We start from the raw sequence: 24,241 nt of genomic DNA on the forward strand, positions 1-24,241 counted from the left end.
CTAATCCACTGTTTCTAGAAGTTGATAGTCAACCAAAGCTCTGACATCGACAGGAGCGCCTTCAAGAATATTGCGCTCTGACGCCCACCTTGCTTGCAGTTGTAAATTGGATAACAGGCTGTAGTCGTTGGTGAGCTCAAAAACGTAGTCATTCCAAGCCCAGTTCACTTGCTGAGGTAATATGCCGAGCTCTTGGCTGATAAGATCGATGCTGTCATCTGGATTCGCTTCTATCCATTCAATGGCATCAGACAGTGCTCGCAAGAGCAATCGGTCTTGCTCCTTCGTACCCTCTCCTCTTACCGATTTGGATAACAGATTAAAGGACAACTGATAGACCCCCTCTGTGCCCAAGTTGACCAACGGAGAAGCAGACACGAGCGTCGCTCTATAGCCATACGGCTCCCAAATTGAAATCGCATCAACCTGATACGAGAGCAAAGCCGCAACCAACTCATCTGGCTGGAGGTAAACGCGCTCTACCTGCAAATCTTGTAGAGCATGGGTGATTAACAAGAGATCAAAGTAGAATTCACTCGAACTGGACTTAACAATGCCCACTTTTTTGCCCGCAAGATCCGACAGTTTGCTAATGTTATTCGCGTCGAGCGATAAAAGTTTGAGGTCATTACTTGAACGCACAAAACTGGACAAAATCGAGACATTGCTATGATGATAGCGATTAAACAGTGCCACAGTTTCTGAAGCGGTCGCGTAATCTACCTTATCTTCTTGCAGCAAATGAGCGCACTTCACTCCGCCTTTACAAGGCATGATTTCAACATCCAGCCCGTGTTTGGCAAAAAAGCCCTGCTCTTGTGCAATAAAGAACGGCGTACTGAGAGGCGTAAGTGACACAGCAACTTTCACCGAAGTTTCTGCTAACCCATGAGGCGATGGTTGCTCCTCAATCAACCACCAACTACTCGCCAACAATACCACCAAAAAGGCAACAACTGACACAATCTTCATTCGACGCTCCCTTCGAACTCATTACCCTTAAGGATAGTAAATCAGTTGAATATATCTATTCTCTATATCGGGATAAATTCTATCCCTTTATCACACGGTGCACTTGCGACGTATCTTTTCTCGGTTCGTTCGTAGTATTCTCTGCCACGAAAAATATGAGTATTTGTAGGACCACCCATGACTTACCCAACTAAAATAACGTTTTTCGAGTTTTTGACTCCACTAGTCGCGGCAGGTAAGAAGACGATTACCATCAGAGATGAATCGGAAGCCGATTATGTCCCTGGCACCACTGTCGAGGTGTACACACTCGAAACCGATACCAAAGTGTGTGACGTAAAAATCCTCTCGGTAGAGCCTTTACACTTCGACGACATCAACGAGTTTCACGCCGAGCAAGAGTACATTGAACTACCGAAACTGAAGCAGCTTATCCGCGAGATCTATCCAAACAACAACCACTTGTTCGTTATTCACTTCGAACTGGTTTGACAAACATAGGCAGATGCTAGGCACAATCGCGTTTATCCCCTCAAGCAAAAATAGCAAGATAGGTGCAAATATTGGCGAGGGGATCGTTGACGATCAAAAAAACACTAGACGACTGGTCTAATTGCTATTATCCTCTCGCCATGAACTCGAAAACACAAGACACTCGCCAACACATTTTGCACGTTGGTTATGAGCTTATCGTCAACAAAGGCTTTACCGCTGTGGGTCTCTCCCAGCTTTTGAAGTCGGCAGATGTGCCTAAAGGCTCGTTTTATCATTACTTCAAATCCAAAGAGCAGTTTGGGGAAGCGTTGATCGAAGAGTATGTGCACACCTATATGTCACGTATTCATCCCGTGCTTAATCAAAATGACGTGAGTGGCTACGACTGCATGCTCGACTACTTTTCACGTTGGCTCAACGTCGAAAATGGCGTGTGCAACGCAAATAAGTGCCTTATCGTAAAACTGAGCGCTGAAGTATCTGATCTTTCTGATTCAATGCGCGTATCGTTAGCAAAAGGCGCTGAGTTAATTATTGGAGCGTTAGCGTCGACCATCCAGCGTGGTATCGAAGATGGTTCAATTGATGAAATGAACAGTTCTTTGGTGGCTAGACAGCTTTATCAGCAGTGGCTAGGGGCAAGTTTGCTCAACAAGCTCATGCAAGATCAAACCAATCTTGAACTGTGCTTGCTTACAACTCAGCAACGTTTACGCTCTAACTCATAGAAATCTCCCGTCAAACTGAATGACGGGATTTTTTGAAATAACAACTAGACGACCGGTCTAATAAGGAAAACAGCTATGTCTCAACCTACTAATCGACAAATCGTACTTGCATCTCGCCCGACAGGTGCACCAACTCCAGACAACTTCCGACTAGAAAACAATTCGATTCCTACCGTAAAAGATGGCGAAGTCTTGCTGCGCAGTGTCTACCTCTCTCTTGACCCTTACATGCGCGGCCGAATGAGCGATGCGAAGTCTTACGCCGATCCTGTTGCAATTGGCGAGACCATGGTCGGCGGCACCGTGTGTCAAGTTGTAGAATCCAACCACCCAAACTTTGACAAAGGAGAATGGGTTTTAGGATTCACTGGCTGGCAAGATTACGGCATTTCAGATGGCGAAGGTCTCATTAAAATGGGGATGAACCCAAGCCACCCTTCCTACGCGCTGGGAGTAATGGGAATGCCTGGCTTTACCGCCTACATGGGACTGCTTGATATCGGCCAACCAAAAGAAGGTGATACTCTGGTAGTTGCAGCAGCGACTGGTGCTGTTGGCTCTATGGTGGGCCAGATTGGTAAGTTGAAAGGTTGTCGAGTCATTGGTGTTGCAGGTGGCGAAGAGAAGTGCCGCTATGCGACCGAGCAACTTGGTTTTGATGCGTGTATTGACCACAAAGCGGAAGACTTCGCAGAACAACTTGCGGCAGCCTGTGACCAAGGTATTGATGTCTACTTCGAAAATGTCGGTGGCAAAGTGTTTGATGCGGTGCTTCCGCTACTCAATACTGGTGCTCGCGTTCCACTGTGCGGTCTTATCTCTCAATACAATGCAACTTCGCTTCCTGAAGGACCAGATCGCATGTCAATGCTGATGGCGCAATTGCTGATTAAGCGCATCAAGATGCAAGGTTTCATCATCTTTGATGATTATGGTCATCGTTATGGTGAATTTGCCTCTCAAATGACTCAGTGGTTATCAGAGGGCAAAATTCACTACCGCGAGCACTTGGTTGAAGGGCTAGAAAATGCACCAGAAGCCTTCATTGGCCTGCTTGAAGGGAAAAACTTCGGCAAACTTGTCGTCAAAACAAACGAACCCGTTTAGGAGCAACCATGATCATTTTACATCACCTCAATCAATCACGTTCTAAACGCATTATCTGGTTGTTGGAAGAGCTGGGCGTAGAGTACAAAATCGTCCCGTACCGCCGAGACAGCGTGACTTTTCTTGCCCCACCGGAGCTTAAATTGATTCATCCGCTTGGTAAATCGCCAGTGATTGAAGAGCAAGGTCGAGTGATTACAGAGTCTGGCGCGATTACCGAGTACTTAATCAGCAAATACGCGCCTGAGAAATTCGCGCCAAGTCAAGACAGCGACGAGTACGTGGAATACCTTCAATGGTTACACTTTGCCGAAAGCTCTGCCGCGCTTCCCTTGCTACTAAAGACCTTTGTCGCTAAAGATGGAGCGCCAACAAACTTCCTCGCAGATTACGCGGAAGTCGAATTGCACAAGGTAATGAGCTACGTGGACCAATCGCTTGATGGCAAACGATACCTAGTGGCAGACAAGCTTACGGGGGCTGATTTTATGATGTCATTCATTGTAGAGATCTTGAGTAAGTTTGGATTAGTTGATCGCTACCCCAACATCGCTCGATACGCTCAGCAACTCGAAAGCCATGACTCATGGCACGCTGCACAAGCATTAGAAGCTCAACATGGCTAAATAGTAGCAAGGTGCCGCCGGCGTTGGCGGCACCAATCAAGTGCTTAACCCCTCTCCCAATCGGTTCGTCATGCGTGAACTGCAAACGCATAGAAACCACCTATCAATAACATAGACACAACCAGATTTATCAATCCCGATTCTGCGCCTATTCTGAGTAAAGCAAAACCACAGTGTATTCGTGGTTGTTATTCAGCATTGTTCCGTTGTGAGACCGATAGTGTCAGCGACTAGAGCAGTGCAACACACTAGGAGCAAATCATGGACCATAAAAATACTCAATCCGGCGGCCAATGCCCTGTCATGCATGGCGCTGCAACGTCAGCCAACTCTTCCAATGTCGCTTGGTGGCCAAACGCACTCAACCTAGATATTTTGCACCAACACGATCACAAGTCGAACCCAATGGACGCTGACTTTAGCTACCGCGAAGCGTTAAAACAACTCGATGTCGACGCATTAAAGCACGACCTTAAAGCACTAATGACCGACAGCCAAGATTGGTGGCCAGCGGATTGGGGTCACTATGGCGGCCTTATGATTCGCATGGCGTGGCACTCTGCGGGTTCTTATCGTATTGGCGATGGGCGCGGCGGTGCTGAAACCGGTAACCAACGTTTTGCTCCTCTTAATTCATGGCCAGACAATGCCAACCTTGACAAAGCTCGACGCTTACTTTGGCCTATCAAGCAGAAATACGGCAACAAAATCAGTTGGGCAGACCTTATGATCCTTGCGGGCAACATGGCCTATGAATCAATGGGACTCAAAACCTACGGGTTTGCTTTCGGCCGCGAAGATATTTGGCATCCAGAAAAAGACATTTACTGGGGCTCAGAGCAAGAGTGGCTAGCAGACAGTCAAGCTAAAAACAGCCGCTACTCCGGTGATAGAGATCTAGAAAACCCATTGGCCGCGGTCATGATGGGCCTAATCTATGTTAACCCTGAAGGTGTCGATGGCAACCCAGATCCACTTAAAACGGCGGCAGACATGCGAACCACCTTCGCACGTATGGGTATGAACGATGAAGAAACCGTCGCCTTAACCGCAGGCGGTCACACGGTGGGCAAAGCGCACGGCAATGGCGATGCGAGCAAACTGGGAGACGATCCTGAGAGCGCAGACATTCATGAGCAAGGTTTAGGCTGGAACAACCACGAGTCAAGAGGCGTGGGCCGTGACACAGTGACAAGTGGTATTGAAGGTGCTTGGACAACGCATCCAACTCAATGGGACAACGGTTTCTTCCACCTGCTGTTTAGCTATGATTGGTCACTAACTAAAAGTCCTGCTGGTGCATGGCAGTGGGAACCGGACAATATCAAAGAAGAAGATAAACCTGTAGATGTTGAGGATCCATCGATTCGTCATAATCCTATGATGACCGATGCTGATATGGCGCTCAAAATGGATCCTGAGTATCGCAAGATTTCTGAGCGTTTCTACAAGGATCCAGAATACTTCTCAGAGACGTTTGCTCGCGCTTGGTTCAAGCTGACTCACCGCGATATGGGGCCAAAAAGCCGTTACTTTGGCCCAGATGTCCCAGCTGAGGAACTAATTTGGCAAGACCCGATTCCTGCTGGTCGAGACGATTACGACGTGAACGCAGTTAAGATGAAAATCGCAGCAAGCGGACTTAGTGTTCAAGATTTGGTCGCAACGGCTTGGGATAGCGCACGTACTTACCGCAACTCCGATAAGCGTGGTGGTGCCAACGGTGCGCGTATTCGACTCGCGCCACAGAATCAATGGGCAGCCAACGAACCAGAACGTTTAGCGAAAGTGTTGGCCGTACTCGAGAAGATCGCCCAAGACGCGCAAATAAGTGTCGCTGACACCCTAGTTCTGGCGGGTAACCTTGCCATTGAGCAAGCCGCTCTTGCTGCTGGCGTTGAAGTGGAAGTGCCATTTTCACCAGGTCGAGGAGACGCCTCTGCAGAGCAAACTGACGTCGATTCTTTCGCGGTACTTGAGCCTGTTGCTGACGGCTTTAGAAACTGGCAGAAGCAGCACTTTGCCGTCGCGCCAGAAGAGCTGATGCTCGATAAAGCGCAACTTCTAGGATTAACGGCGCCTGAGATGACGGTGCTGATCGGCGGCCTTCGCGTACTAGGCGCTAACCATAGTGGATCACAGCACGGTGTGTTTACCCATAACGTCGGCGCGCTAACTAACGATTTCTTCGTGACGTTAACCGACATGCGTTACCGCTGGCAGCCAACTGGACGTAACTCTTACGCCTTGGTTGATCGCGCGACAAATGAGGAAACCTGGACAGCAACACGCGTTGATCTAGTGTTTGGTTCGAACTCTATCTTGCGCGCCTATGCGGAAGTCTACGCTCAAGACGACAACAAAGAGAAGTTTGTTCGCGATTTTGTCTCGGCGTGGGCAAAAGTGATGAACGCCGACCGATTCGATGTGAAGTAACGACAATAGGCGCTTGTTTGAGTCAAGCAAGCGCCTTTAATTTGGCAGACTGTCGCTTTTTGCTCTAGGGTTAATCTATAGCAACAATGAGAAAGGAGGTGCATTGCACCTCCACACTGAGGAGAGTTGGCTATGAATACTTTTGATTTCTTTAAACTATTTGATACCAAAGAACTGTTTATATTCTACTAGTTTGAAGACTGTCCTTTCGCGACAGCTTTCATCAAAACAGACGTATCCATTCGACCCAAGCCCTCTTCTTGTAGGGCTGCATACTGTTGGTCAACTTTGCGCGTCAGTGGTAAATCCAACCCAACGCGCTCTGCTTCTTTTAGGCAGAATCCTAAATCTTTGCGCATCCAGTCGATCGCGAAGCCAAAATCAAACTTATCTTGTGACATTGTCACGGCGCGATTTTCCATCTGCCATGATCCTGCTGCACCATGTTTAAGCGTTTCGACCACTTGTTCAATATCTAAGCCTGATTTTTGTGCCAACAGCAACGCTTCACTCAACCCTTGTAAAATACCGCCAATACAGATTTGGTTGACCATTTTACAGCGTTGCCCCTGTCCGTTTTCCCCAAGTAGGCTGATTTGCTTTGCGTAAACGTCCATCACCGGTGAGACACGATCAAACACCTGCTGATCGCCGCCACACATAATGGTTAGCACACCGTTTTCAGCCCCTGCTTGACCACCAGACACTGGAGCGTCGATAAATTGATGACCGCTATCCTGCGCCGCTTTTGCAAGTTCTACGGCCAGTTCTGCCGAGGTCGTGGTGTGATCCACCAGCACTGCACCCGGCTTAAGACCTGCAATAATGCCGTCATCACCGTAAACGACGCTGCGAACGTCATCATCATTACCGACACAAACAAAGACGATGTCGCTACCTTCAGCGGCTTGTTTTGGCGTCTCACACGCTTGGCCATCATATTCGCCTGCCCACTTTTCAGCTTTGGCAAACGTACGGTTGTATACCTTTGTTGAATACCCAGCCTTACTTAAATAACCCGCCATTGGGTATCCCATCACGCCCAACCCAATAAAAGCGACTGCTTTCTCCATGACTTCCTCTCCTAGTTATTCGTTTTTTGTTACGCCAGTGTACTAAACAACGTCTATCAAATTAACTACTTATCGTTAAGTCCCTGATACTCTATAGGAACCTCTTATCATTCAATCCTCTTTCATAATGATTGAACGCAATAAATCGGCTTTTCCAGCAAAACAAAATATGCCACACTCGACCATCAATTTGTTAGTTTGTAGTAAGTAATCCCATGAAATTTCAAGCCGCTATCTTCGATATGGATGGTCTCCTGCTCGATACAGAGCGTGTCTGTATGCGTGTATTCAAACAAGCATGCGAGACTTTACAACTGCCGTTTCACGAAGCCGTCTACCTGTCCATTATTGGCCGCAACTCTGCCGGTATCGAGAAGATATTCCGCGATGCGTATGGCGAAGATTACGATGCTCTCCACGCAGAATGGCGAGTAAACTACGATGCCATTGTTAAACATCAGGCCATTCCAGTTAAAGATGGCGTGATCGAGCTACTCGAATGGTTAAAAGCAAACAATATTCCCACCGCAGTCGCAACCTCAACTCACAAAGAGGTCGCCGAAGCCAAACTGCGCCTTGCAGGATTGGACAAGTACTTTAAAAGCCTCACCTGTGGCTGTGAAGTGACTCACGGCAAACCCGATCCTGAGATCTATCTTCTTGCCGCCAAGCGTTTAGGCATTGAGGCAAATCAGTGTGTGGCGTTTGAAGATTCAAACAATGGCGTTCGCAGCGCGGTGTCTGCCAATATGACTACGTTTCAGATTCCAGATTTAGTTGAACCATGTGACGAAGTTCGAGCGCTCGGGCACCAAATTGTAAATAGCCTGCACGATGCATTAACCGAACTGAAAAAGTAACCCCAAAGGCGCTCCAACAAACTTGAGAGCGCCTCATTATTCTTCCAAACGCTTTTCAATAACTTTCCGATCTATCAGTTTCTCTGTGTCACTCTTTTTATTTGTTATTTTTAGCCCAATGATAGTAATTGCCGGATATCAATTTTGGATAAGGAATAACAATGACAACTCAGTATCAACCACCAAAAGTTTGGACTATGGACGACGAAAGCGGCGGCCAATGGGCCAGTATTAACCGTCCAGACTCTGGAGCCCGTCACAAACAGACATTGCCTGTGGGCGATAACCCGATTCAACTCTACTCGCTCGCGACTCCTAATGGTCAGAAAGTAACGATCATGCTTGAGGAACTGCTGGCACTTGGCGTGACACAAGCTGAGTACGACGCTTATATAATCAAGATTGGCGATGGCGATCAGTTTGGTTCCGATTTTGTTTCGATTAACCCCAACTCAAAGATCCCAGCTATGGTGGACCGTTCAGGTGACGAGCCAATTAACGTCTTTGAATCGGGTAACATCTTGCTCTACTTGGCAGAGAAATTTGGTCACTTTTTACCAAAAGAGATCGCTGCAAGAACCCGAGCGCTAAACTGGCTATTTTGGTTACAAGGCTCTGCGCCTTATCTTGGTGGCGGTTTCGGTCACTTCTATGTCTACGCCCCAGAAAAGTTTGAATACCCAATCAACCGCTTCACCATGGAAGCAAAGCGTCAACTGGATGTGCTTGACAAACAGCTCGCTAAAACGCGCTACCTTGCGGGTGACGAATACACCATTGCGGATATTGCAACATGGCCGTGGTACGGAAACGTTGTACTTGGTCATGCCTACGATGCTGTAGAGTTCTTGCAAGCTGAGGGCTACACCAACGTTTTACGCTGGGCAAAAGAGATCGAACAGCGTGAAGCCGTCCAGCGAGGCCGAGTAGTCAACCGTTCGTGGGGTGAAGCATGGGAACAAGTACCGCAACGCAACAGCGCTGCCGACATTGACAAAGTACTTGCCCTAAAACCAGAGTAAAACGAAATAGCGGCTTAGTGACTCACTAAGCCGCAAACATAGATGGCACCATCAATAATTGACGCTTTAAGCATCATAGAGGGCGAGTCATAAATCGACTGTGAGGATCTTCCTTATACCCCCCAAACGGTCCGCAATACTCAAATCCATATTTCTCATACAGAGATCGAGCCGGTTGAAAGAATGCCTGCGAACCCGTTTCTAAACTGATGGTCTTGTATCCCTTCGCGCCCGCTTGCTGTATCACATGTTCCAGTAAGCCAGAGGCAACGCCTTGATTTCGGGCGTTGCTCGATGTTCTCATCGATTTAAGTTCAACGTGTTGGTCGCTGAGTGATTTTATCGCAACACAACCGAGCAGTTTTTCACCGGACCACCCACTATAAAAGGTAATTTCAGGCGCTTTAAGCGCATCTACATCCAATGCATGAACACTTTCTGGTGGTGACGTTGCGTACATATCTTGTAGGTGCTCCTGCAAAAGTTGTAACACTTCACCACCACTCAAGTCATCAATTCGAATTTCCATATTCTCTGCCCTTTTAATTTTTTAAGTCTACTTGATACAAACCTTTGCATCATAATCGTAAGAACCACCCGCATCTAAGCACACATCGACAGCGATAAACTGGTTCGCTTGCACGATTAAAACCAATACTAACATACAGAAAAGGCCCCCTATGACAATCAGCAAGTTATCACTTAGTCCTTTATTTTTTGTAAATACAGCACAGACTATACGGCCTGTGGTTTTAATTGTTCCATCGATGATGAGGGTAAAAAAGAGCCAAGACAAAAAGCGAAATACGGATCCTAGTTCGAACTGCACCAGTTCTTCTCCAACAGTGTTGTAATATTTCCGTGTAGAATCACTTATTCTCAAACATAAGTAAATATTGTTGTTCGAACTGGTTATTTAACGGAGTGGGAAGACTGACTACTCTGGGCAATATTTCATCACCATCGTATGCAGCGAAAAAACCAAGGCCAAGAACAATGTTATCTGCCATAACCCATCTTGATAAAACGTCATCTGGTTATTAGACCAAACCCTAAGTGCAATATTAAACAGCTCCCCTTTAATGCCGATCACTACTACCGCAGCGAGGTAATATTTTAGGAACTCAATAATCAGTCTTTTCAGTGATGCCATGACAATAGAAGTTATTCGGTGACTAACAATTCACCAATCATAATGGAAGAATAAACGTGAAGGCAGTTGAAGGGAGGTTATCTTTACTATCTTTCCTGAAACGGAGAGCTAATGCGAGTCAGTGCAAATAATTGGTATGTGGAATGTAGTAAATCGGTCACTTAGATGAGAACAGCAACGTCTCACCTAAGTAATAATCAACAAAGTGTCAGATTTTTATTGGGGAAGTTCGATAGACGCATTGGCGACATCAAGCCGAGAAAGCTGCGACAAAAACTGAGCAATATTGGCCTTCGCTGAACCTTCATTGGCAATTTTTAAACGCTGCATACCGTCAAAGGCATCGTCAGTTGATGCTGTAAATGCAGCGGTAATGAGCTCATTAAATAGGATTTTGCCGGTGCTCTTTTCAATCAAGCGGTATTGAATGGATGACGTAACTGTCATGTCTAGCCCAGCGAGTGGCTGATCGACTTCAACCATGTCAGCAGACAGCGCGTAGACTGAGTTTTCTGTCTCAGCCAATAGCTGCTGAGACTGTAGCGAGGATTTTAATGCGGTAGAAAAATCATCGTTACCAATTTCTGATTGCAGCAACGGATTGGTCCATTTCCCCCCTGAAACCTTATCTATCGAAACAGATTTCGTTAGGTTCTCATCATATTGGTGATTCACCGCACCATCTACTTTCATGTTTTTTACCTGTGCCGGTAACGCACAACCAAAAAGAAGTACTGCAGAAAGTGTAACGGAAATAGTTTTAAAAAAGTTCATCATTTACCTAATAACTAACGTTCATTGCCGCCCTAATTGCGCACTTGCTTAGGCGCCACAATGCCTTTATGGGAAAAATAAAAATTACGTAATGAAGGAGGCCACGAAGCGTTCAATTGCAGTAGACAATCAAATACTCATTGGTTTTCGGTTGGGCACTCGCCGTCAACCTTCGGGATCTCAATGCCATTCAAGCCGATTCGAGCGCCACAGAAAAATACGCCACCAGAGCACTGTCCTCCCTCGTCTTTGAAGACGAGCATGTTCCCTTTACGCGAGACGCTCAGCTCACAAGAGAAATCATATTCTTCATCACTTTCTCGGTAGACAAGCACGTCCCCCTCACGTGTCATTTTGAGCGGGCCAGCAACGTCTTCCGATGTTGAGCCTACCGAGCACACATGGAAGTTGGCACCAAAAAGTGTCCCTTCAACGAAGTAATCTTCTGCCACTCGAGTAACGTGCATGTATGAGGTTCTTTCTTCAGTTTCACCAGTGACTGCACTGGCAATATCATCTTTGACGAGGTAGCAGCCTTCAAACTCAGCCGCATATAACGTTGATGAACATAATAAAACTAAGAATAGCAATCGCTTTAACATAGCGCTCCTCGTTGAATAGATCGTTTACACATCGTCATTGGAGTAAATTGATATGGTTATCGCACCGCCGATTTCAGCAAGCTTTGTTACAGACTCTTGCGTAAGACTCGATTGAAAAGCCTTCGTGCTACCTGCAGCTTCAAAACCAACATCAAACACACGTTTGCTCGCACTATCCCATAGCTTTCTTAAGTGCTGAGGTAAGCGATTAACGAGCTGGTAGTATTGATTGACTATCGCGTCCTCAGAGGTTTCACAGGTTTCGAAACTGCCAAACCACATATCGGCAACCTTCTCCACACGAAACACCATCACTTGATCTCCCCAATGTTCCACGAGAGGTCGAATATCTCGAGAAGACTCGATATCTAGGTCAATATTCAAAAAGTGAGTTTCATGCATCGTTGTGCACCCGATTTAACTGATGCCGGGATTATATAATCGAACAGCCACGGAGGTGGGATAGGCTTACAGGCGCTTACGTTTTAACCTTTTGTGATGATTTAGATAAGCCAGTCAAATGATCGATTTAAAAACTGCCCAACGTTTTGTTTTACTATTTCACCATGTGACATGACTAGAGTTTGGGGCTTCCACGCAAGCAGGCGTTCAAGATGGAGGCGAGCGCCTTCTTTCCCAAACATAAAACTCAAACGCCAGTCTAAGGGCGTTTTTCCGTTTGGAGCCAATATGCCGACACCTCGCGCAACCAGTCTCTGCCAATAGTTAAAATCCTCTCCTGAGAAATTTTCAACCAAGTCCGTGACAATCAAGGTTCTCGAAGTGACATGGAAAAACACGCACTCTTCCATAACAGGCGATCCAGAAAACAACTCTTGTTCAATTTCCCCTGCCCAAAGCGCTTCTGTCGAAGAGTTCAGCGATCCTTCGAAGGTAAGATCTGAGCGCTTTTTTATGACCTCATCGGTTCCAAATAACAACGCTTGAGGGTAAGCACTCAACCAGTCAGAGATAAAGAGATGATGTAAATGGTTGGGCGCAATCAGATACTTTACTTCTCCAAGTTGCCCTATTTGCTCGCTTAACGCTGGTGACATTTTGATCGGACTATGGATCCAGAGCTCGCCAGTTGCCAAACGAATAACGGTCATCCTTGTTTTGAAAGGAAAACCCAAAAAAGACACGGTCGTGCCGTCATATATCCAAATGTTCTCAGCTAATTGTTTCATTCATGTGCCTGCTTTAACCCTAGTTTGTGACCTGAAATCGAGTTTTGCAGACCACTCAAACGTGGGAGTATTACTCCCACTATCAAAACTTCGCTCATTTAAACTCCAAGATGACGCATGTTCAGCTTTCAACGATGATTGTAAAACCGCCATAGATAATACGTTTTCCATCAAAAGGCATGGGGTTGTGTTCTGGACTTATTCTTGGGTCTTTGGTGATCCTCTCCCATGCTTCGTCTCGTCGACTTCGTGATGGCCAGATAACCCATGAGAAGACAACGACTTCATCGGGTTTTCGGTCAACCGCCATAGGAAAAGACGTTACTTCACCCTCAGGCACGTCATCTTCCCACGCTTCAACCACTTGCAGCGCTCCGTACTCCTTGAACATTTGTGCAGCGATCTCGGCATGCGCTATGTATTTTTGCTTGTTTCCCTTCGGCACCGCCGCAATAAATCCATCGACATAAGACATGATTAATTTCTCCTAGATTATGAAATATAACCATAGCCCAACCTTACGATGCCGTGTATATCAGTTAGCGCCCTATATCACACGGGTCAGTTTTGCAAAATACTTGGCAAGTAGCTTTTATATGATTCGCCTTTCAAGATAGTGACCAATCGACTGTTGAGCTTGAAACAATGAGCTGATGGGCACATTAAGGTTAAGTTTTTCGATTTCTAACGCCGAGGATCCATTGTTGATTTCAAACTTCGCCCAACTGACCTCTTCAACACTTCGTATTGCTTGAAATCTCAATAGAAGATTGGCGAACTCTTTTGGAGAGTAACCTTTCGGCTCAGCAATAAAATGTTGTCTTGCAGTCGTCTGTTGTTGAGCAAGCAACAAATAGAATCGTGCAACGTCGTCGACGTGGATATATTGATTGTGGCCCTCTGAGGGAATTGCAACCTGTATGGATTGGTTAGCCCATGATTGCACAATACGTTGCAGTTGACAGTTTTCACCACCATAAACTAGGCTCGGGCAGTAAACGATGTGCCATTGTTTTTGGATGGCATCGTTTATCGTTCGGACGTCCGGTTCCACTACCTTGAGTGGCTGTAACCGAAAGTGCAGTAGGTCATCGCTTGTTGCGTGGCCAAACAGCCAGACGCCTGAGGTATGAATTTTTGTCGCGTTATTCGCAGCAAACGTGTCCAACGTTTGTAATAGTTTGAACTCTATCTGTGCAATGTCTTCTGGCGAAAACTCTAACCAATGTGGACGTGCGCAATTGACTACGACATCAAAATAACTGACAAGCTCAGACGCATTTACTTCCCTACCACTTACGTTACAAGCGATCTGACCGCTTCGAGTGTAAATGAACACATTGTAGCCGCTGTCAAGAAAGTTCTTGCAGACGTGACGACCAATATAGCCCGTTGCCCCAGCGATGAGTACGCTCTTGGTTCTATTTGCCTCTTCCATGGCTTACCGCCTGTATAGATGATTGTTAATACAAGATTACGCGTCGAATCCCAAATCTCTGTATAAATGACATGCTAATTACAGTGACAATTCAACACCTTTTGAAATTAGTGCCAGCTCACATTGATGCGCATTTTCGAACTGAATTCCCTGAATGCCAACGGACTCTGCTCCTTCAACGTTGTGTGCCATATCGTCAATAAACACCGTTTCAGAAGCTTCTAAATCATAGTGAGAGAGCAGCGACCGATAAATCTCAGGCTGAGGCTTTAATAAGCCAAAATCCGCTGAAACGATAGCGCCATCAAACAGTGGCCAAAAATCGTACGTTTCTTTGAGGTGAGCAACAATTTCGTGGACATTATCAGTCAAAGCAAACACACGGTAACCTGCGGATTTACAACATTGAATCAGCTCAACAGAACCATGAATCAGTATTTGCGTTCGCTTCACATAATAGAACAATCTCTCACACTCTAAGTCTGTAAAACCCAATAATGCTTGATACTGCGCCTTTGCCTCACTCTCAGTTAATACGCCTTTATTTAAGTCTAACCACGTCGGCGATTGAAATATCAGCCTCGCTTTCTCTTCCAACGAATCAATATTTCCACAGGTGAGCCTAACTATTTCTAGCGGAGACCACCGCACCACAACGTTGCCGATATCAAACACAATATTTTTTATCTTACTCGCTGTCATTACCCTCTCCTTTCAGCCTCACTTCACGATAAACACTTAAAACGATAAATTCATCCAGTATTACATGCCGAAAGGAATCTTTAACGTTCACAAATTCGTCCTACAATTCTACGATTGTAAAATACCTCGATGTATTTGAAGTTTCCCGCCAGTGTTTAAGTTGTTTTGAAAGCAGATTACCCGAAACCAAATAAGCAACCAAACACCCACTGGCTTTTTGTGATACAAGAACCATAAAAGCCGCTATGTTTGAGCCAAGGTTCTAACGGGCACGAAATGCGAATTTGCAGCGACTAAGTAGTATTTGAACCTGAGAAACTAACAGCTACGAGCTAATAGCAAAAACGAAAGCTACGATTAACTTGCCCTTTCCACACTTTGAGCCAGTGAAATTCACAACCAACTGTGAAAACCAATGAGGTAACCAACGAATACTGGAATGTTTTACGGCTGGCGAGACTCAAGAATTTGAGCCGACAATGTTAAGTTGCCGACATAGAAAAACGAATGCTCAAAGAGAACTAAGAAGATGAGTACAAAGAACTTTCCTGCCCGTCGCTGGTGTACCCCACAAAAAGTAGACAGTACATAACTACATACTCTCGTACTCAACTGGGCTGACGTGCCCCAACGCTGAGTGTCTTCTTCTGCGATTGTAAAATACCTCGATGTATTCGAAGATGCCCATTCGGGCTTCTTCGACAGTTTGATAGTCTTCTGCATATATCAGTTCGACTTTCAGTCGACTGTAGAACGACTCCATCACCGCATTATCCTAACAGTTACCCTGTCGACTCATGCTCGGTACACCTCCATGCTTGCGCATGAAGTCTTGATATTTATATGCTCTGTATTGTACACCACGGTCTGAGTGGATAATGACGCCCTTAGGCGGCTTGCGTGACTCAAACGCCTTTTTTAGAGCATTGGTGATGAGCTCGACGGTCATTGTTGCCCCTAGCGACCAACCCACGATGCGTCTCGAGTGCAAGTCCATCACTGTCGCCAAGAAGAGCCAACGACTTTTCACCCAGATATACGTGATGTCCGTGACCCACTTCTGATTTGGCGTCTCAGACTCAAAGTCTCTTCGCAGTAAGTTGTCAGCAACATTCGTCATCGCAGCCACATCCTTGTTGTATTTAAACCCTTTACCATTACGTGCCCTAATACCTTTTTCCTTCATGATATCAGCCACATAATTCACGCAGCAGGCATAGCCTGCTTCGTTAAGCTCTTCGGCTATTCGCACTGAGCCGTAACGTGCCCGGTATTGAGCAAAGGTACACATGACAAGCCGTTCAAAGCGCTCCCGCCGCTTTGAACGCTCAGTCGGCGTATGATGACACCACTTATGGTAACCGCCTCGACTCACCTCTAACGTACGGCACATTAAGCTGATGGAGTACTCGCCGACATAGCTTTCAATGAACTCGTACTTCACTCTTGCTGCTTCGCGAAGTACGCCGAGACCTTTTTTAGGAATTCCATTTCATCTTTGAGTCGCTTGTTCTCGCGCCTTAGCACTCGAAGCTCTTCGGACTCTTTCTTCGAATAATCGACACCATCTAAGGTGTTAAACTGTTTATCAGATAGGCGTGTGAACTGGCGCTTCCAGTTCCGGATCTGCTGGGCACTGATGCCCAGCTCCTTGGCAACGGAGACGGCTGTTCGGCCAAGAAGACTGGCCAAGCGGACTGCTTCTTTTCGGAACTCTTCGGTGTACGCTGGATTACGATGTTTAGCCATAAATCACCTCTCAATTAGACCCTAGATCTAACTCAGTAAAGTGTCTACTAAACGTGGGGGTACTCGGAGGCATAACGCCCAATTAAGGGGTGAACAACGCCTCCACCCAACCTAAAGCATTGTGCCAAAAACACTATATTTGAAGTAGAAGCAAAAATGCCAAGCGTTGTGAATCCCTCTTAAATTGCTTGTTATACGCGCGCTGACACTACAACGGAACTGTCATCACCTTATGATTTGGCTCACTTTCAATATCAACCGCCAACCCACCTAATGACTCGTACAACGATGGTACATTTGTGTAAGCATACAGGTTACTTTGAGTTGCTGCTGATACTTGGCTAACACCTCGGTTAATCAGTTCACTAGCAATACCTTGACCGCGCCACTCTGGTGAAACATAAACAGCATTAAACCAAATAACTTCTAAGTCACCATGAGGTTCTTTAAAGCGCGAATAAGCGAGACCACCAATAATTTGGTTCTCTCTGAGAGCAACAATCACAGGTGGAAGGTTAGCTTCTGGTTTATAGGTATCTACGAATAGAAAGTCAGGCCATTCCGTTTGAAACAGCTTCTCTAGAGCAACCCAATACTCACTATTTTCATCGCAATTTCTGAATACTACCTTGTTCATATTGGATTATTTCCTCAAAAGCGTATAACGCCCTGTTAAGGGGTGAGCAACGCAATACCGAAGCCACCGCACACCACCTTAATCACTAAAATCAACGCATAGTGAAAATGCCACGCGTTGCGAATCCCTCTTGAACAGATTGTTAGAGCGCAACTCACAGGTTGAACAGAACTTTCAAAAGAGAATTTACCAAGGAAGAGATCCCTAGAAATAGAACTACTGGCAAACCTATCGTTATTATCAGTTTAAACTCGACAAACTGACCTACAACTGCATCACCATATCTACCGCCCAGAAACTTTCTCGATTCGTCTCCTACCGTAGATTTGACTTCATCTGTGACCGTCTTGCGATCTTTACCGATGAATTCTTTAAACAACATAAAGCCGAAGGGAGCGATAATAATGCCAGCGATAAGATATGAAACGTATTCAATTATCTCCGTCATATTCATTATTTTTCTCCTGCGCTCTAACGCCCAATTAAGGGGTGAGCCACGCTACCACGATACTAAATTTGGACGCAGTAATCACTAAACTTGACCCGAACCAAAAATGCCAAGCGTGGGGAATCCCTCTTAAATTGTTTGTTATGCGCTTGCTCCGCGGGTTAGCCTATCTATAACAGTGCGTAATTCGGTCACTTTAAGCTCTGTGAGTATAACTATGACGAAACTCAGCACAGAAATTGTTACTAGGGAAAAGTCTAAAAAACTACCACCATCAGCTTGATTGATGCCATACAAGCCAAACAGTAGACATAAACTGGCCAATATCGATAAAGCCGTATCATTTGTTTTAATTTTGTACTCATCGGCAGCTATATCCTTGCTTACTGATACAACATTTGAAAGTCCTTCGAGCCTAACTACAATTTTCCCATTTTTAACCTTGGCATTAAAACCATCACTTTGTAATGAGCTTACTAAATCATCCATAATTGTTGTCTCCATTTCTATTTTGGCGCATAACGCCCTGTTAAGGGGTGAGCAACGCAATACCGAAGTCGCCGCATACCACCTTAAACACTAAAACCAACGCATAGTGAAAATGCCACGCGTTGCGAATCCTTCTTGAACAGTTTGTTAGGCATATACAACTTACCACTAAATAAGTAGAATGATAAAAATCATAAACTTAACAGTATGTTACAATGTCAGAAAAAATGGACATAAAAAACGAAACAATAAAGTTTTTAGTACTTTTCTCTGCTATGTGTGTTCTCGCATTTGGAGTTTTTCAGCTTTTTAAAATCGATAGTCAAGATATATCTGTGCGCGACTATGTAGGAGGCGTAGCACTATTAGCTATAATTGCATTATCAAGCTATCAGAGCCTTATAGAAAAACGGAACAATGTCGTTGCTGCTTGCCTCGCTACTTCACTGATAGTGTTGATTGCTTTCTCTTACCCGATTGAAGCCAAAGGTTATACGCAACATATTAATGAGTATACTTCTCTCCAAAATGCCCTGCTATCTGTAGTAGCTCTTTTAACTTCTATTCTATGGATTGCATACAGCACCAAAGGAGGGGATGAAAAGTCGTTAAGCGGAAAACAAAAATTTACTCTTTTCTTATTAGCTGTAGGCTTCATTTTAGTTGTATACGGACTAAAGGAATATTCTGGGTATATAGCTAAACTTATTGCAACTCTTTCTGTTGGACTCGCAGTTTTTCAAGTAGTTGTAACCTTCAAAGAACTAAAAAACGACCAAAACGTAATTTTTGCTACTGCAACAATTATCATTGATATATTGATACTCGGCTTTATTTTGCGAATAAACTGAGAAAAGCATACTTAGGGGTAACATTTGCTGCCCCATATGCCTAACGCCCAATTAAGGTGTGAAGCACGCTACCACAATACTCAATTTGACATCCGTAAATACTGAGCTCAACCTAAACTGAAGATCCCAAGCGTGCTGAATCACTCTTAAATTGCTTGTTATACATTGGCACACAGTGCGTCTCTAATCACATTATTTGTTACAAATCCAAGTAATCTAGAGCAACAAGATGCACCGCAAGAAAAATAAGTCCATTGCATTGTATACCTTTTGTTGATGACAAACAGAGGGGCAAGGAATGAATTCTGGAAAAGTAAAAATGTTCGATCATGCAAAAGGGTTTGGTTTTGTAAAAGATGACAATGGGCAAGATATTTTTTTTCATATATCCGACATCGAAGAGAAAAATGTTGATAAAGTAACTGTTGGGACTGATTTATACTTTGAAACAACTAGCAGTCCGAAAGGTTTGCAAGCAAAAAAAATCAACTTCCCAAAGCTTGACAATTCTCTTAGTGATGAAAGTAAGCGGACTGCCTTGAAAAATATTAAGGGATGGAAACTAGAAGCCAAACTAGATTCCTCCAATCGGTATTTTTACTATTCCAATGAAGTCAGCGACATAATGTCTGGCGAAAAATCTTTTGTTATTGGTAGAAAAGGGTCAGGAAAGACAGCAATTTCTGAGTATATTTGTTCTCAAGAAAACGACAATATTTACACACAGAAACTAACCTTTAAAAACGTACCATTCAACTACCTATATTCGTTGGACAATCAAGACTACACACTTCCAAATCAGTATATATCAATTTGGAAATATCTAATATATTGCTCAATATGCAAGATGATGATTAAGAATGAAGAAGTTGATGCTTCCATACGAAAATCGTTATCAAAGTTGTTTAATATCAAACCAGTGAAAGATCGACTAGAAGAAAACATTAAGAAATGGACAACAAGGGATTTTTCTTTGCAAGTTCTTGGAACTGGGGGAAAAATTGGGTTGCAGGAGAAAAAAGAGCAACATTGGCTTGAAAGGCTATCTATACTAGAAGATATAGTGATCGATTACGCTGATGATTCTGATTATATAGTGGTTTTTGATGAACTTGATGAAGACTACAAAGATGTCGTAAATAAAGGACAGGATCAAAACTACATCTCGCTTCTAACTAGCCTATTTAAGGCGGTTCAGGATATTAAGTATATTTTCCAAGGAACAAACAAAAAGATAAAACCAGTTATATTCCTTCGAGATGACATATACGACCTAATAGATGATCCAGATAAAAATAAGTGGAATGATTTTCGAATAGATATCGACTGGAGTAGAGATAAAATCAAAAAATTACTGGCCTTTAGGATTAGTAAATGTTTTTCTTCTGATTTGGAGTTAAATTTTGGCCAAGCATGGAATGCTATATTCTCTACTCAAAAAATACGAGTAGGTTCGCAACAGAAAAAGCAGATAGATAGCTTTGACTTTATCACAAGAAGCACCCATCTTAGGCCTAGAGACTACGTTCATTATCTTCAAGAATTAGCAAATGAAGTGCTTGAAAACGATGATAAAATAATTCACCCGCAATATATAAAGAAGGTTGACAAAGCCTTCTCAAATTATTTAAAAAATGAACTAGAAGATGAAATTCATGGGATACTACCAGATATAGCAGAAATTTTTGGAATCATCTCTGAAATACGGAAGCAAGTTTTTACTATTGAGGAGTTCAAATCCATATACATGGAATACCATAAGAGTGGAAGAGTTACTAGAAACGATCCCGATACTGTATTGCGCTTGTTGTTTCATTTCTCAGTTATTGGTAACCAACCAAGGCCTGAAGTTGATTTCTTCAGGTACAAGAACAAAGAGGCTAGACTGAATTTTAGAGAGAATATTGTAGTTCATCGAGGGTTATTCAAAGCACTACAAATACTGTAGCAAATAATTCAGGGCGATTTGAAGTAGCAAATCGCCCTAGTGCCTAGTGTATAACGCCGCGTTAAGTAGTGAGCAACGCTTACCACCTAACCTAGACCATTACACTGTAAACACTTAACCCAACTTAGAATACAAAACGTCAAGCGTTGGGAATCTGCCTTAAACGCCTTGTTATAGCGATTTTTCTTTCAGGAAAATCGACCGAACAAAAGAAGCAATTAAAATACCTACAAATAGCCCTAAACCATTTGCACCTAAGTCGAGCCACTCACCATAACGATTTACATATGGCTGAACTAATTCAATAACTCCACTATAAACTAAGAAACCTAGGATAAATAACAACCACTTTTCAGGTCTCGCTAACGCTACTGGAAATGCCAAAGCCCCATAAGCAATAAAATGGTGAGTTTTATCTGTCCCTGGAACGGAAGGAAGATTATCCAGCGGATATAGAGACAAAACAGTAATTGCCGTAACTATTAAAGCGGTCAATAGCAACCAATGAAGTTGAACTACGTTTAACAAAAATTTCAAGATATTCTCCGAATCGCTATAACGCCCTGTTAAGGTGTGAGCAACGCAATAACGATGCTTCCGCATACCACCTTAAACACCAAACGCAACGCATAGTAAAAATGCCACGCGTTGCGAATCACTCTTAAACAGATTGTTATACGTTTACTCTCTGAAACCGTAGATACGCAACCCTCTATCTGTGAGCTCAATATCGAAGTGCCCAACCGAGTTTAAGATACTCAATGCTCCATCTATATCTTGGTGCCAATGTTTAAAGGGCACATTTTCATACCCACTAGGCTTACCTACTTTGGGGATTTCTAACCACTCAATTCGCTTGTAGGCGAAAGGACCTGAGCCATAGTCACCCACATACTTTTCCATTAACTCATCTGATTTGGTAAACCAACCTAAAAACTCATAATCGTTATCAACAAACTTCCAGTAACACTGGTTCAACATCAATTCTGGCACATCCAATACCGTAAACACTTTACGCCATTTAGCATTTGACATTAGTGACACTGAAAATCGATTTTTAATAACCTTATCTAGGTATTCATCCATTCTTGCTGGCATATCAAAATCTCCAAACGTATAACGCCGCGTTAAGTGGTGAGCAACGTAGACCACTAAACCTAAATCATTGTGCCGTAAACACTAAAGCTGAATCAAACCGAAAATACTAAGCGTTGGGAATCCGTCTTAAACGCTTTGTTATACGAATTTTCCCGATTGAATCATTGGATTAAATTAAAGTTTAGGAATCTGGCTATTTCCCTTGAAGGCAATGACTACCCCTAACCCAATGCATGTCCTTTTCTCACCATCAACCATGTGAAAAGCATCGATACCAGTAAAGTTGACACGAAAGTAAATTTAACTCCCCCAACTAGCGCTGCCACCATAAGACCTGCTGCTGTAGCAATAACCCGCACTTCATACCCTAACATATTGCGAGATTTACAGGACACACAAGCCACAATGTAGGAAGCTATCATTGACACTCCAAAGATCAAACACTCTATATGATTTGGCGTGTCCACATAATCTTTAAACAGATACCACATAATTATTGTCACCTATCTTTTAGCACCAAATGCTCCAGAACCTAAAAATATTTATCTTGGATTGAGGATCAGATACTTATTTGAATGAGCATACTTGGAGCTCTGCCTGACACTTGCGTCCGCTCGCATTCGTATAACGCCCAATTAAGGTGTGAAGCACGCTACCATGATACTCAACTAGAACACCGTAAACACAGGGCTACACCTAAGCTAAAAATGCCAAGCGTGCTGAATCACTCTTAAATTGTTTGTTAGCTTAATTATAAACGAGCACCTCTTCGTGTAACTCTACCTCTTCGCGTTGTTCAGCCTCTTTATTTGGGTCTGAATCAAGATCGTTTTTAACCAGTTCAAGTATATTGGCTAACTCTTGAGTCTGTGCTGCATGTTCATTCAATTTACTCCGTTCAACTAAAAGTAAAAATAGCGGAATGAACAATGCCAAAGTAACCAAACTAGAAAAGATGCCTGAAACAACCTCCAACTTTAGCGACATTCCTGTAACGGCTGAAATCAAACCAAAACTAGCTGCTAACAACGTTAAATAGTTTGACCGACTAACTAATCTCTCCCTAGTGTTTTTATAAGCAACTATGATTTCGCTAATATACTCTTTGTTTAGCCCTCCCCCAGCTTCAAGCTTTGAGGCAGCAAATAACTTTGCATCATGGACTATCACTTGTTCCTTTTTAAGTAACTGAGAATAATGCTCTCCGTTGCCGAAAGTTCTCTTTAAAAAACTCGGCATCTGATGCCACCATTTTTTAAGATACTTCTTACTAATCAACGCATACTCTTCATACAACTCTTGACCTAAGTTTTCCAAAAGCTCATTCCTATAATTTATTTAATTTCTGACTAATTACGCTAACGCCGCGTTAAGTGGTGAGCAACGCATGCCTCCGTACCTAAAGCATTGTGCTGTAAACACTAAAGCTGATTCAAACGAAAACCGCCAAGCGTTGAGAATCCGCCTTAAACGCCTTGTTATATGCCTTTTCCCAATGACTTAAGGCTCGTCTCGTTCACCAGTTGTTTTGATTTTTATATTTGGATTTACCCCACCACCGAATTCTTTCGATGGACCATGCGATACGCTTTGCGAACGATGAAATACATATAGCCCAATTGCTGCGATAACAGGGATTAGCCAAATAATTGTGATTTGCGCTACTTTTTGAAATGAGTTTAATTCACTCCTCGTTGCGACATAGACAGAACCGCATAAGTTAATAAAGCTAAATCCTAAAAGAACTATAATCCAATTGTAAAATTCCATTTTCCCTCCATGGCTTATAACGCCCTGTTAAGGTGTGAGCAACGCAATACCAAAGCCACCGCATACCACCTTA

The 24,241-nt window shown here is 43.9% G+C and carries 28 protein-coding genes and 1 pseudogene; 9 read left to right on the forward strand and 20 right to left on the reverse strand.

The window, feature by feature from the left end; translation table 11 throughout:
• Complete coding sequence (locus tag ACUALS_RS19115) at positions 1–972, reverse strand: ABC transporter substrate-binding protein (protein ID WP_454449415.1); 972 nt, start codon at positions 970–972, stop codon at positions 1–3.
• A 177-nt stretch (positions 973–1,149) separates the two neighbouring features.
• Here ACUALS_RS19115 and yqfB point away from each other — a divergent pair, with 177 nt between their 5' ends.
• From yqfB to katG, 5 genes are all read left to right on the forward strand, one after another.
• Positions 1,150–1,464, forward strand: a complete 315-nt coding sequence (gene yqfB, locus ACUALS_RS19120; RefSeq protein ID WP_038141063.1) for a N(4)-acetylcytidine aminohydrolase — start codon at positions 1,150–1,152, stop codon at positions 1,462–1,464.
• A gap of 140 nt (positions 1,465–1,604) precedes the next feature.
• Positions 1,605–2,195, forward strand: a complete 591-nt coding sequence (locus tag ACUALS_RS19125; RefSeq protein WP_454449416.1) for a TetR/AcrR family transcriptional regulator — start codon at positions 1,605–1,607, stop codon at positions 2,193–2,195.
• A gap of 75 nt (positions 2,196–2,270) precedes the next feature.
• On the forward strand, positions 2,271–3,302 hold the full coding sequence (locus tag ACUALS_RS19130; protein WP_038193196.1) for an NADP-dependent oxidoreductase: 1,032 nt from the start codon (positions 2,271–2,273) through the stop codon (positions 3,300–3,302).
• Positions 3,303–3,310: 8 nt separating this feature from the next.
• On the forward strand, positions 3,311–3,928 hold the full coding sequence (locus tag ACUALS_RS19135) for a glutathione S-transferase family protein (protein ID WP_454449417.1): 618 nt from the start codon (positions 3,311–3,313) through the stop codon (positions 3,926–3,928).
• Positions 3,929–4,189: 261 nt separating this feature from the next.
• On the forward strand, positions 4,190–6,364 hold the full coding sequence (gene katG / locus ACUALS_RS19140) for a catalase/peroxidase HPI (RefSeq protein WP_454449418.1): 2,175 nt from the start codon (positions 4,190–4,192) through the stop codon (positions 6,362–6,364).
• A gap of 188 nt (positions 6,365–6,552) precedes the next feature.
• Here katG and ACUALS_RS19145 read toward each other — a convergent pair whose 3' ends face one another.
• The gene (locus tag ACUALS_RS19145; RefSeq protein WP_038214145.1) at positions 6,553–7,437 is read right to left on the reverse strand and encodes an NAD(P)-dependent oxidoreductase; all 885 of its coding nucleotides are present in this window, start codon (positions 7,435–7,437) and stop codon (positions 6,553–6,555) included.
• 215 nt (positions 7,438–7,652) lie between these two features.
• Here ACUALS_RS19145 and ACUALS_RS19150 point away from each other — a divergent pair, with 215 nt between their 5' ends.
• Positions 7,653–8,297, forward strand: a complete 645-nt coding sequence (locus ACUALS_RS19150) for an HAD family hydrolase (RefSeq protein WP_038193186.1) — start codon at positions 7,653–7,655, stop codon at positions 8,295–8,297.
• Between the two features lie 161 nt (positions 8,298–8,458).
• On the forward strand, positions 8,459–9,319 hold the full coding sequence (gene yghU, locus ACUALS_RS19155) for a glutathione-dependent disulfide-bond oxidoreductase (RefSeq protein WP_454449419.1): 861 nt from the start codon (positions 8,459–8,461) through the stop codon (positions 9,317–9,319).
• Positions 9,320–9,392: 73 nt separating this feature from the next.
• Here the strand turns inward: yghU and ACUALS_RS19160 are convergent, their stop codons facing one another.
• The 14 genes and pseudogenes from ACUALS_RS19160 to ACUALS_RS19225 form a co-directional block, all read right to left on the reverse strand.
• Positions 9,393–9,848 (reverse strand): GNAT family N-acetyltransferase, encoded by a 456-nt coding sequence (locus ACUALS_RS19160; protein WP_454449420.1) that lies wholly within the window; start codon positions 9,846–9,848, stop codon positions 9,393–9,395.
• Positions 9,849–10,256: 408 nt separating this feature from the next.
• Entirely contained in the window at positions 10,257–10,472 is a 216-nt protein-coding gene (locus ACUALS_RS19165; protein WP_005472423.1) for a hypothetical protein, read from the reverse strand.
• Between the two features lie 216 nt (positions 10,473–10,688).
• Positions 10,689–11,165: a hypothetical protein gene (locus ACUALS_RS19170; RefSeq protein ID WP_454449421.1), complete on the reverse strand. Its 477-nt coding sequence runs from the start codon at positions 11,163–11,165 to the stop codon at positions 10,689–10,691.
• 218 nt (positions 11,166–11,383) lie between these two features.
• Positions 11,384–11,848: a hypothetical protein gene (locus ACUALS_RS19175; RefSeq protein ID WP_454449422.1), complete on the reverse strand. Its 465-nt coding sequence runs from the start codon at positions 11,846–11,848 to the stop codon at positions 11,384–11,386.
• Between the two features lie 24 nt (positions 11,849–11,872).
• Complete coding sequence (locus tag ACUALS_RS19180) at positions 11,873–12,250, reverse strand: hypothetical protein (RefSeq protein WP_454449423.1); 378 nt, start codon at positions 12,248–12,250, stop codon at positions 11,873–11,875.
• Between the two features lie 101 nt (positions 12,251–12,351).
• On the reverse strand, positions 12,352–13,038 hold the full coding sequence (locus ACUALS_RS19185) for a DUF4336 domain-containing protein (RefSeq protein WP_454449424.1): 687 nt from the start codon (positions 13,036–13,038) through the stop codon (positions 12,352–12,354).
• 121 nt (positions 13,039–13,159) lie between these two features.
• A complete protein-coding gene (locus ACUALS_RS19190) occupies positions 13,160–13,513 on the reverse strand; it encodes a DUF1428 domain-containing protein (RefSeq protein ID WP_454449425.1) in 354 nt (117 codons plus the stop codon).
• 117 nt (positions 13,514–13,630) lie between these two features.
• Positions 13,631–14,476 (reverse strand): NAD-dependent epimerase/dehydratase family protein, encoded by an 846-nt coding sequence (locus ACUALS_RS19195; RefSeq protein ID WP_454449426.1) that lies wholly within the window; start codon positions 14,474–14,476, stop codon positions 13,631–13,633.
• 78 nt (positions 14,477–14,554) lie between these two features.
• Complete coding sequence (locus ACUALS_RS19200; RefSeq protein ID WP_454449427.1) at positions 14,555–15,178, reverse strand: HAD family hydrolase; 624 nt, start codon at positions 15,176–15,178, stop codon at positions 14,555–14,557.
• Positions 15,179–15,770: 592 nt separating this feature from the next.
• Positions 15,771–16,622 (reverse strand): annotated as a pseudogene (locus tag ACUALS_RS19205) (IS3 family transposase).
• Positions 16,619–16,927 carry a transposase gene (locus ACUALS_RS19210; RefSeq protein WP_454449428.1) on the reverse strand — a complete coding sequence of 103 codons (309 nt, stop codon included), beginning with the start codon at positions 16,925–16,927 and terminating at the stop codon, positions 16,619–16,621. The pseudogene ACUALS_RS19205 and the gene ACUALS_RS19210 overlap by 4 nt, the downstream one beginning before the upstream one ends.
• A gap of 208 nt (positions 16,928–17,135) precedes the next feature.
• Positions 17,136–17,564: a GNAT family N-acetyltransferase gene (locus ACUALS_RS19215; RefSeq protein WP_454449429.1), complete on the reverse strand. Its 429-nt coding sequence runs from the start codon at positions 17,562–17,564 to the stop codon at positions 17,136–17,138.
• Positions 17,565–17,718: 154 nt separating this feature from the next.
• A complete protein-coding gene (locus ACUALS_RS19220; protein WP_454449430.1) occupies positions 17,719–18,018 on the reverse strand; it encodes a hypothetical protein in 300 nt (99 codons plus the stop codon).
• Positions 18,019–18,153: 135 nt separating this feature from the next.
• A complete protein-coding gene (locus tag ACUALS_RS19225; RefSeq protein ID WP_454449431.1) occupies positions 18,154–18,501 on the reverse strand; it encodes a hypothetical protein in 348 nt (115 codons plus the stop codon).
• A 215-nt stretch (positions 18,502–18,716) separates the two neighbouring features.
• Here ACUALS_RS19225 and ACUALS_RS19230 point away from each other — a divergent pair, with 215 nt between their 5' ends.
• Together ACUALS_RS19230 and ACUALS_RS19235 are read left to right on the forward strand one after the other, a co-directional pair.
• On the forward strand, positions 18,717–19,352 hold the full coding sequence (locus ACUALS_RS19230; RefSeq protein ID WP_454449432.1) for a hypothetical protein: 636 nt from the start codon (positions 18,717–18,719) through the stop codon (positions 19,350–19,352).
• A gap of 298 nt (positions 19,353–19,650) precedes the next feature.
• Entirely contained in the window at positions 19,651–21,300 is a 1,650-nt protein-coding gene (locus ACUALS_RS19235) for a cold-shock protein (RefSeq protein ID WP_454449433.1), read from the forward strand.
• A gap of 171 nt (positions 21,301–21,471) precedes the next feature.
• Here ACUALS_RS19235 and ACUALS_RS19240 read toward each other — a convergent pair whose 3' ends face one another.
• The 4 genes from ACUALS_RS19240 to ACUALS_RS19255 form a co-directional block, all read right to left on the reverse strand.
• Positions 21,472–21,837 (reverse strand): VanZ family protein, encoded by a 366-nt coding sequence (locus tag ACUALS_RS19240; protein WP_454449434.1) that lies wholly within the window; start codon positions 21,835–21,837, stop codon positions 21,472–21,474.
• Between the two features lie 144 nt (positions 21,838–21,981).
• Positions 21,982–22,398, reverse strand: coding sequence for a DUF6678 family protein (locus ACUALS_RS19245; RefSeq protein ID WP_025507116.1), 417 nt, complete (start codon positions 22,396–22,398; stop codon positions 21,982–21,984).
• A gap of 747 nt (positions 22,399–23,145) precedes the next feature.
• Complete coding sequence (locus ACUALS_RS19250; RefSeq protein WP_454449435.1) at positions 23,146–23,715, reverse strand: hypothetical protein; 570 nt, start codon at positions 23,713–23,715, stop codon at positions 23,146–23,148.
• 183 nt (positions 23,716–23,898) lie between these two features.
• A complete protein-coding gene (locus ACUALS_RS19255) occupies positions 23,899–24,168 on the reverse strand; it encodes a hypothetical protein (protein ID WP_454449436.1) in 270 nt (89 codons plus the stop codon).
• Positions 24,169–24,241 lie beyond the last annotated feature (73 nt).

It is taken from the genome of Vibrio sp. NH-7, assembly GCF_053643215.1.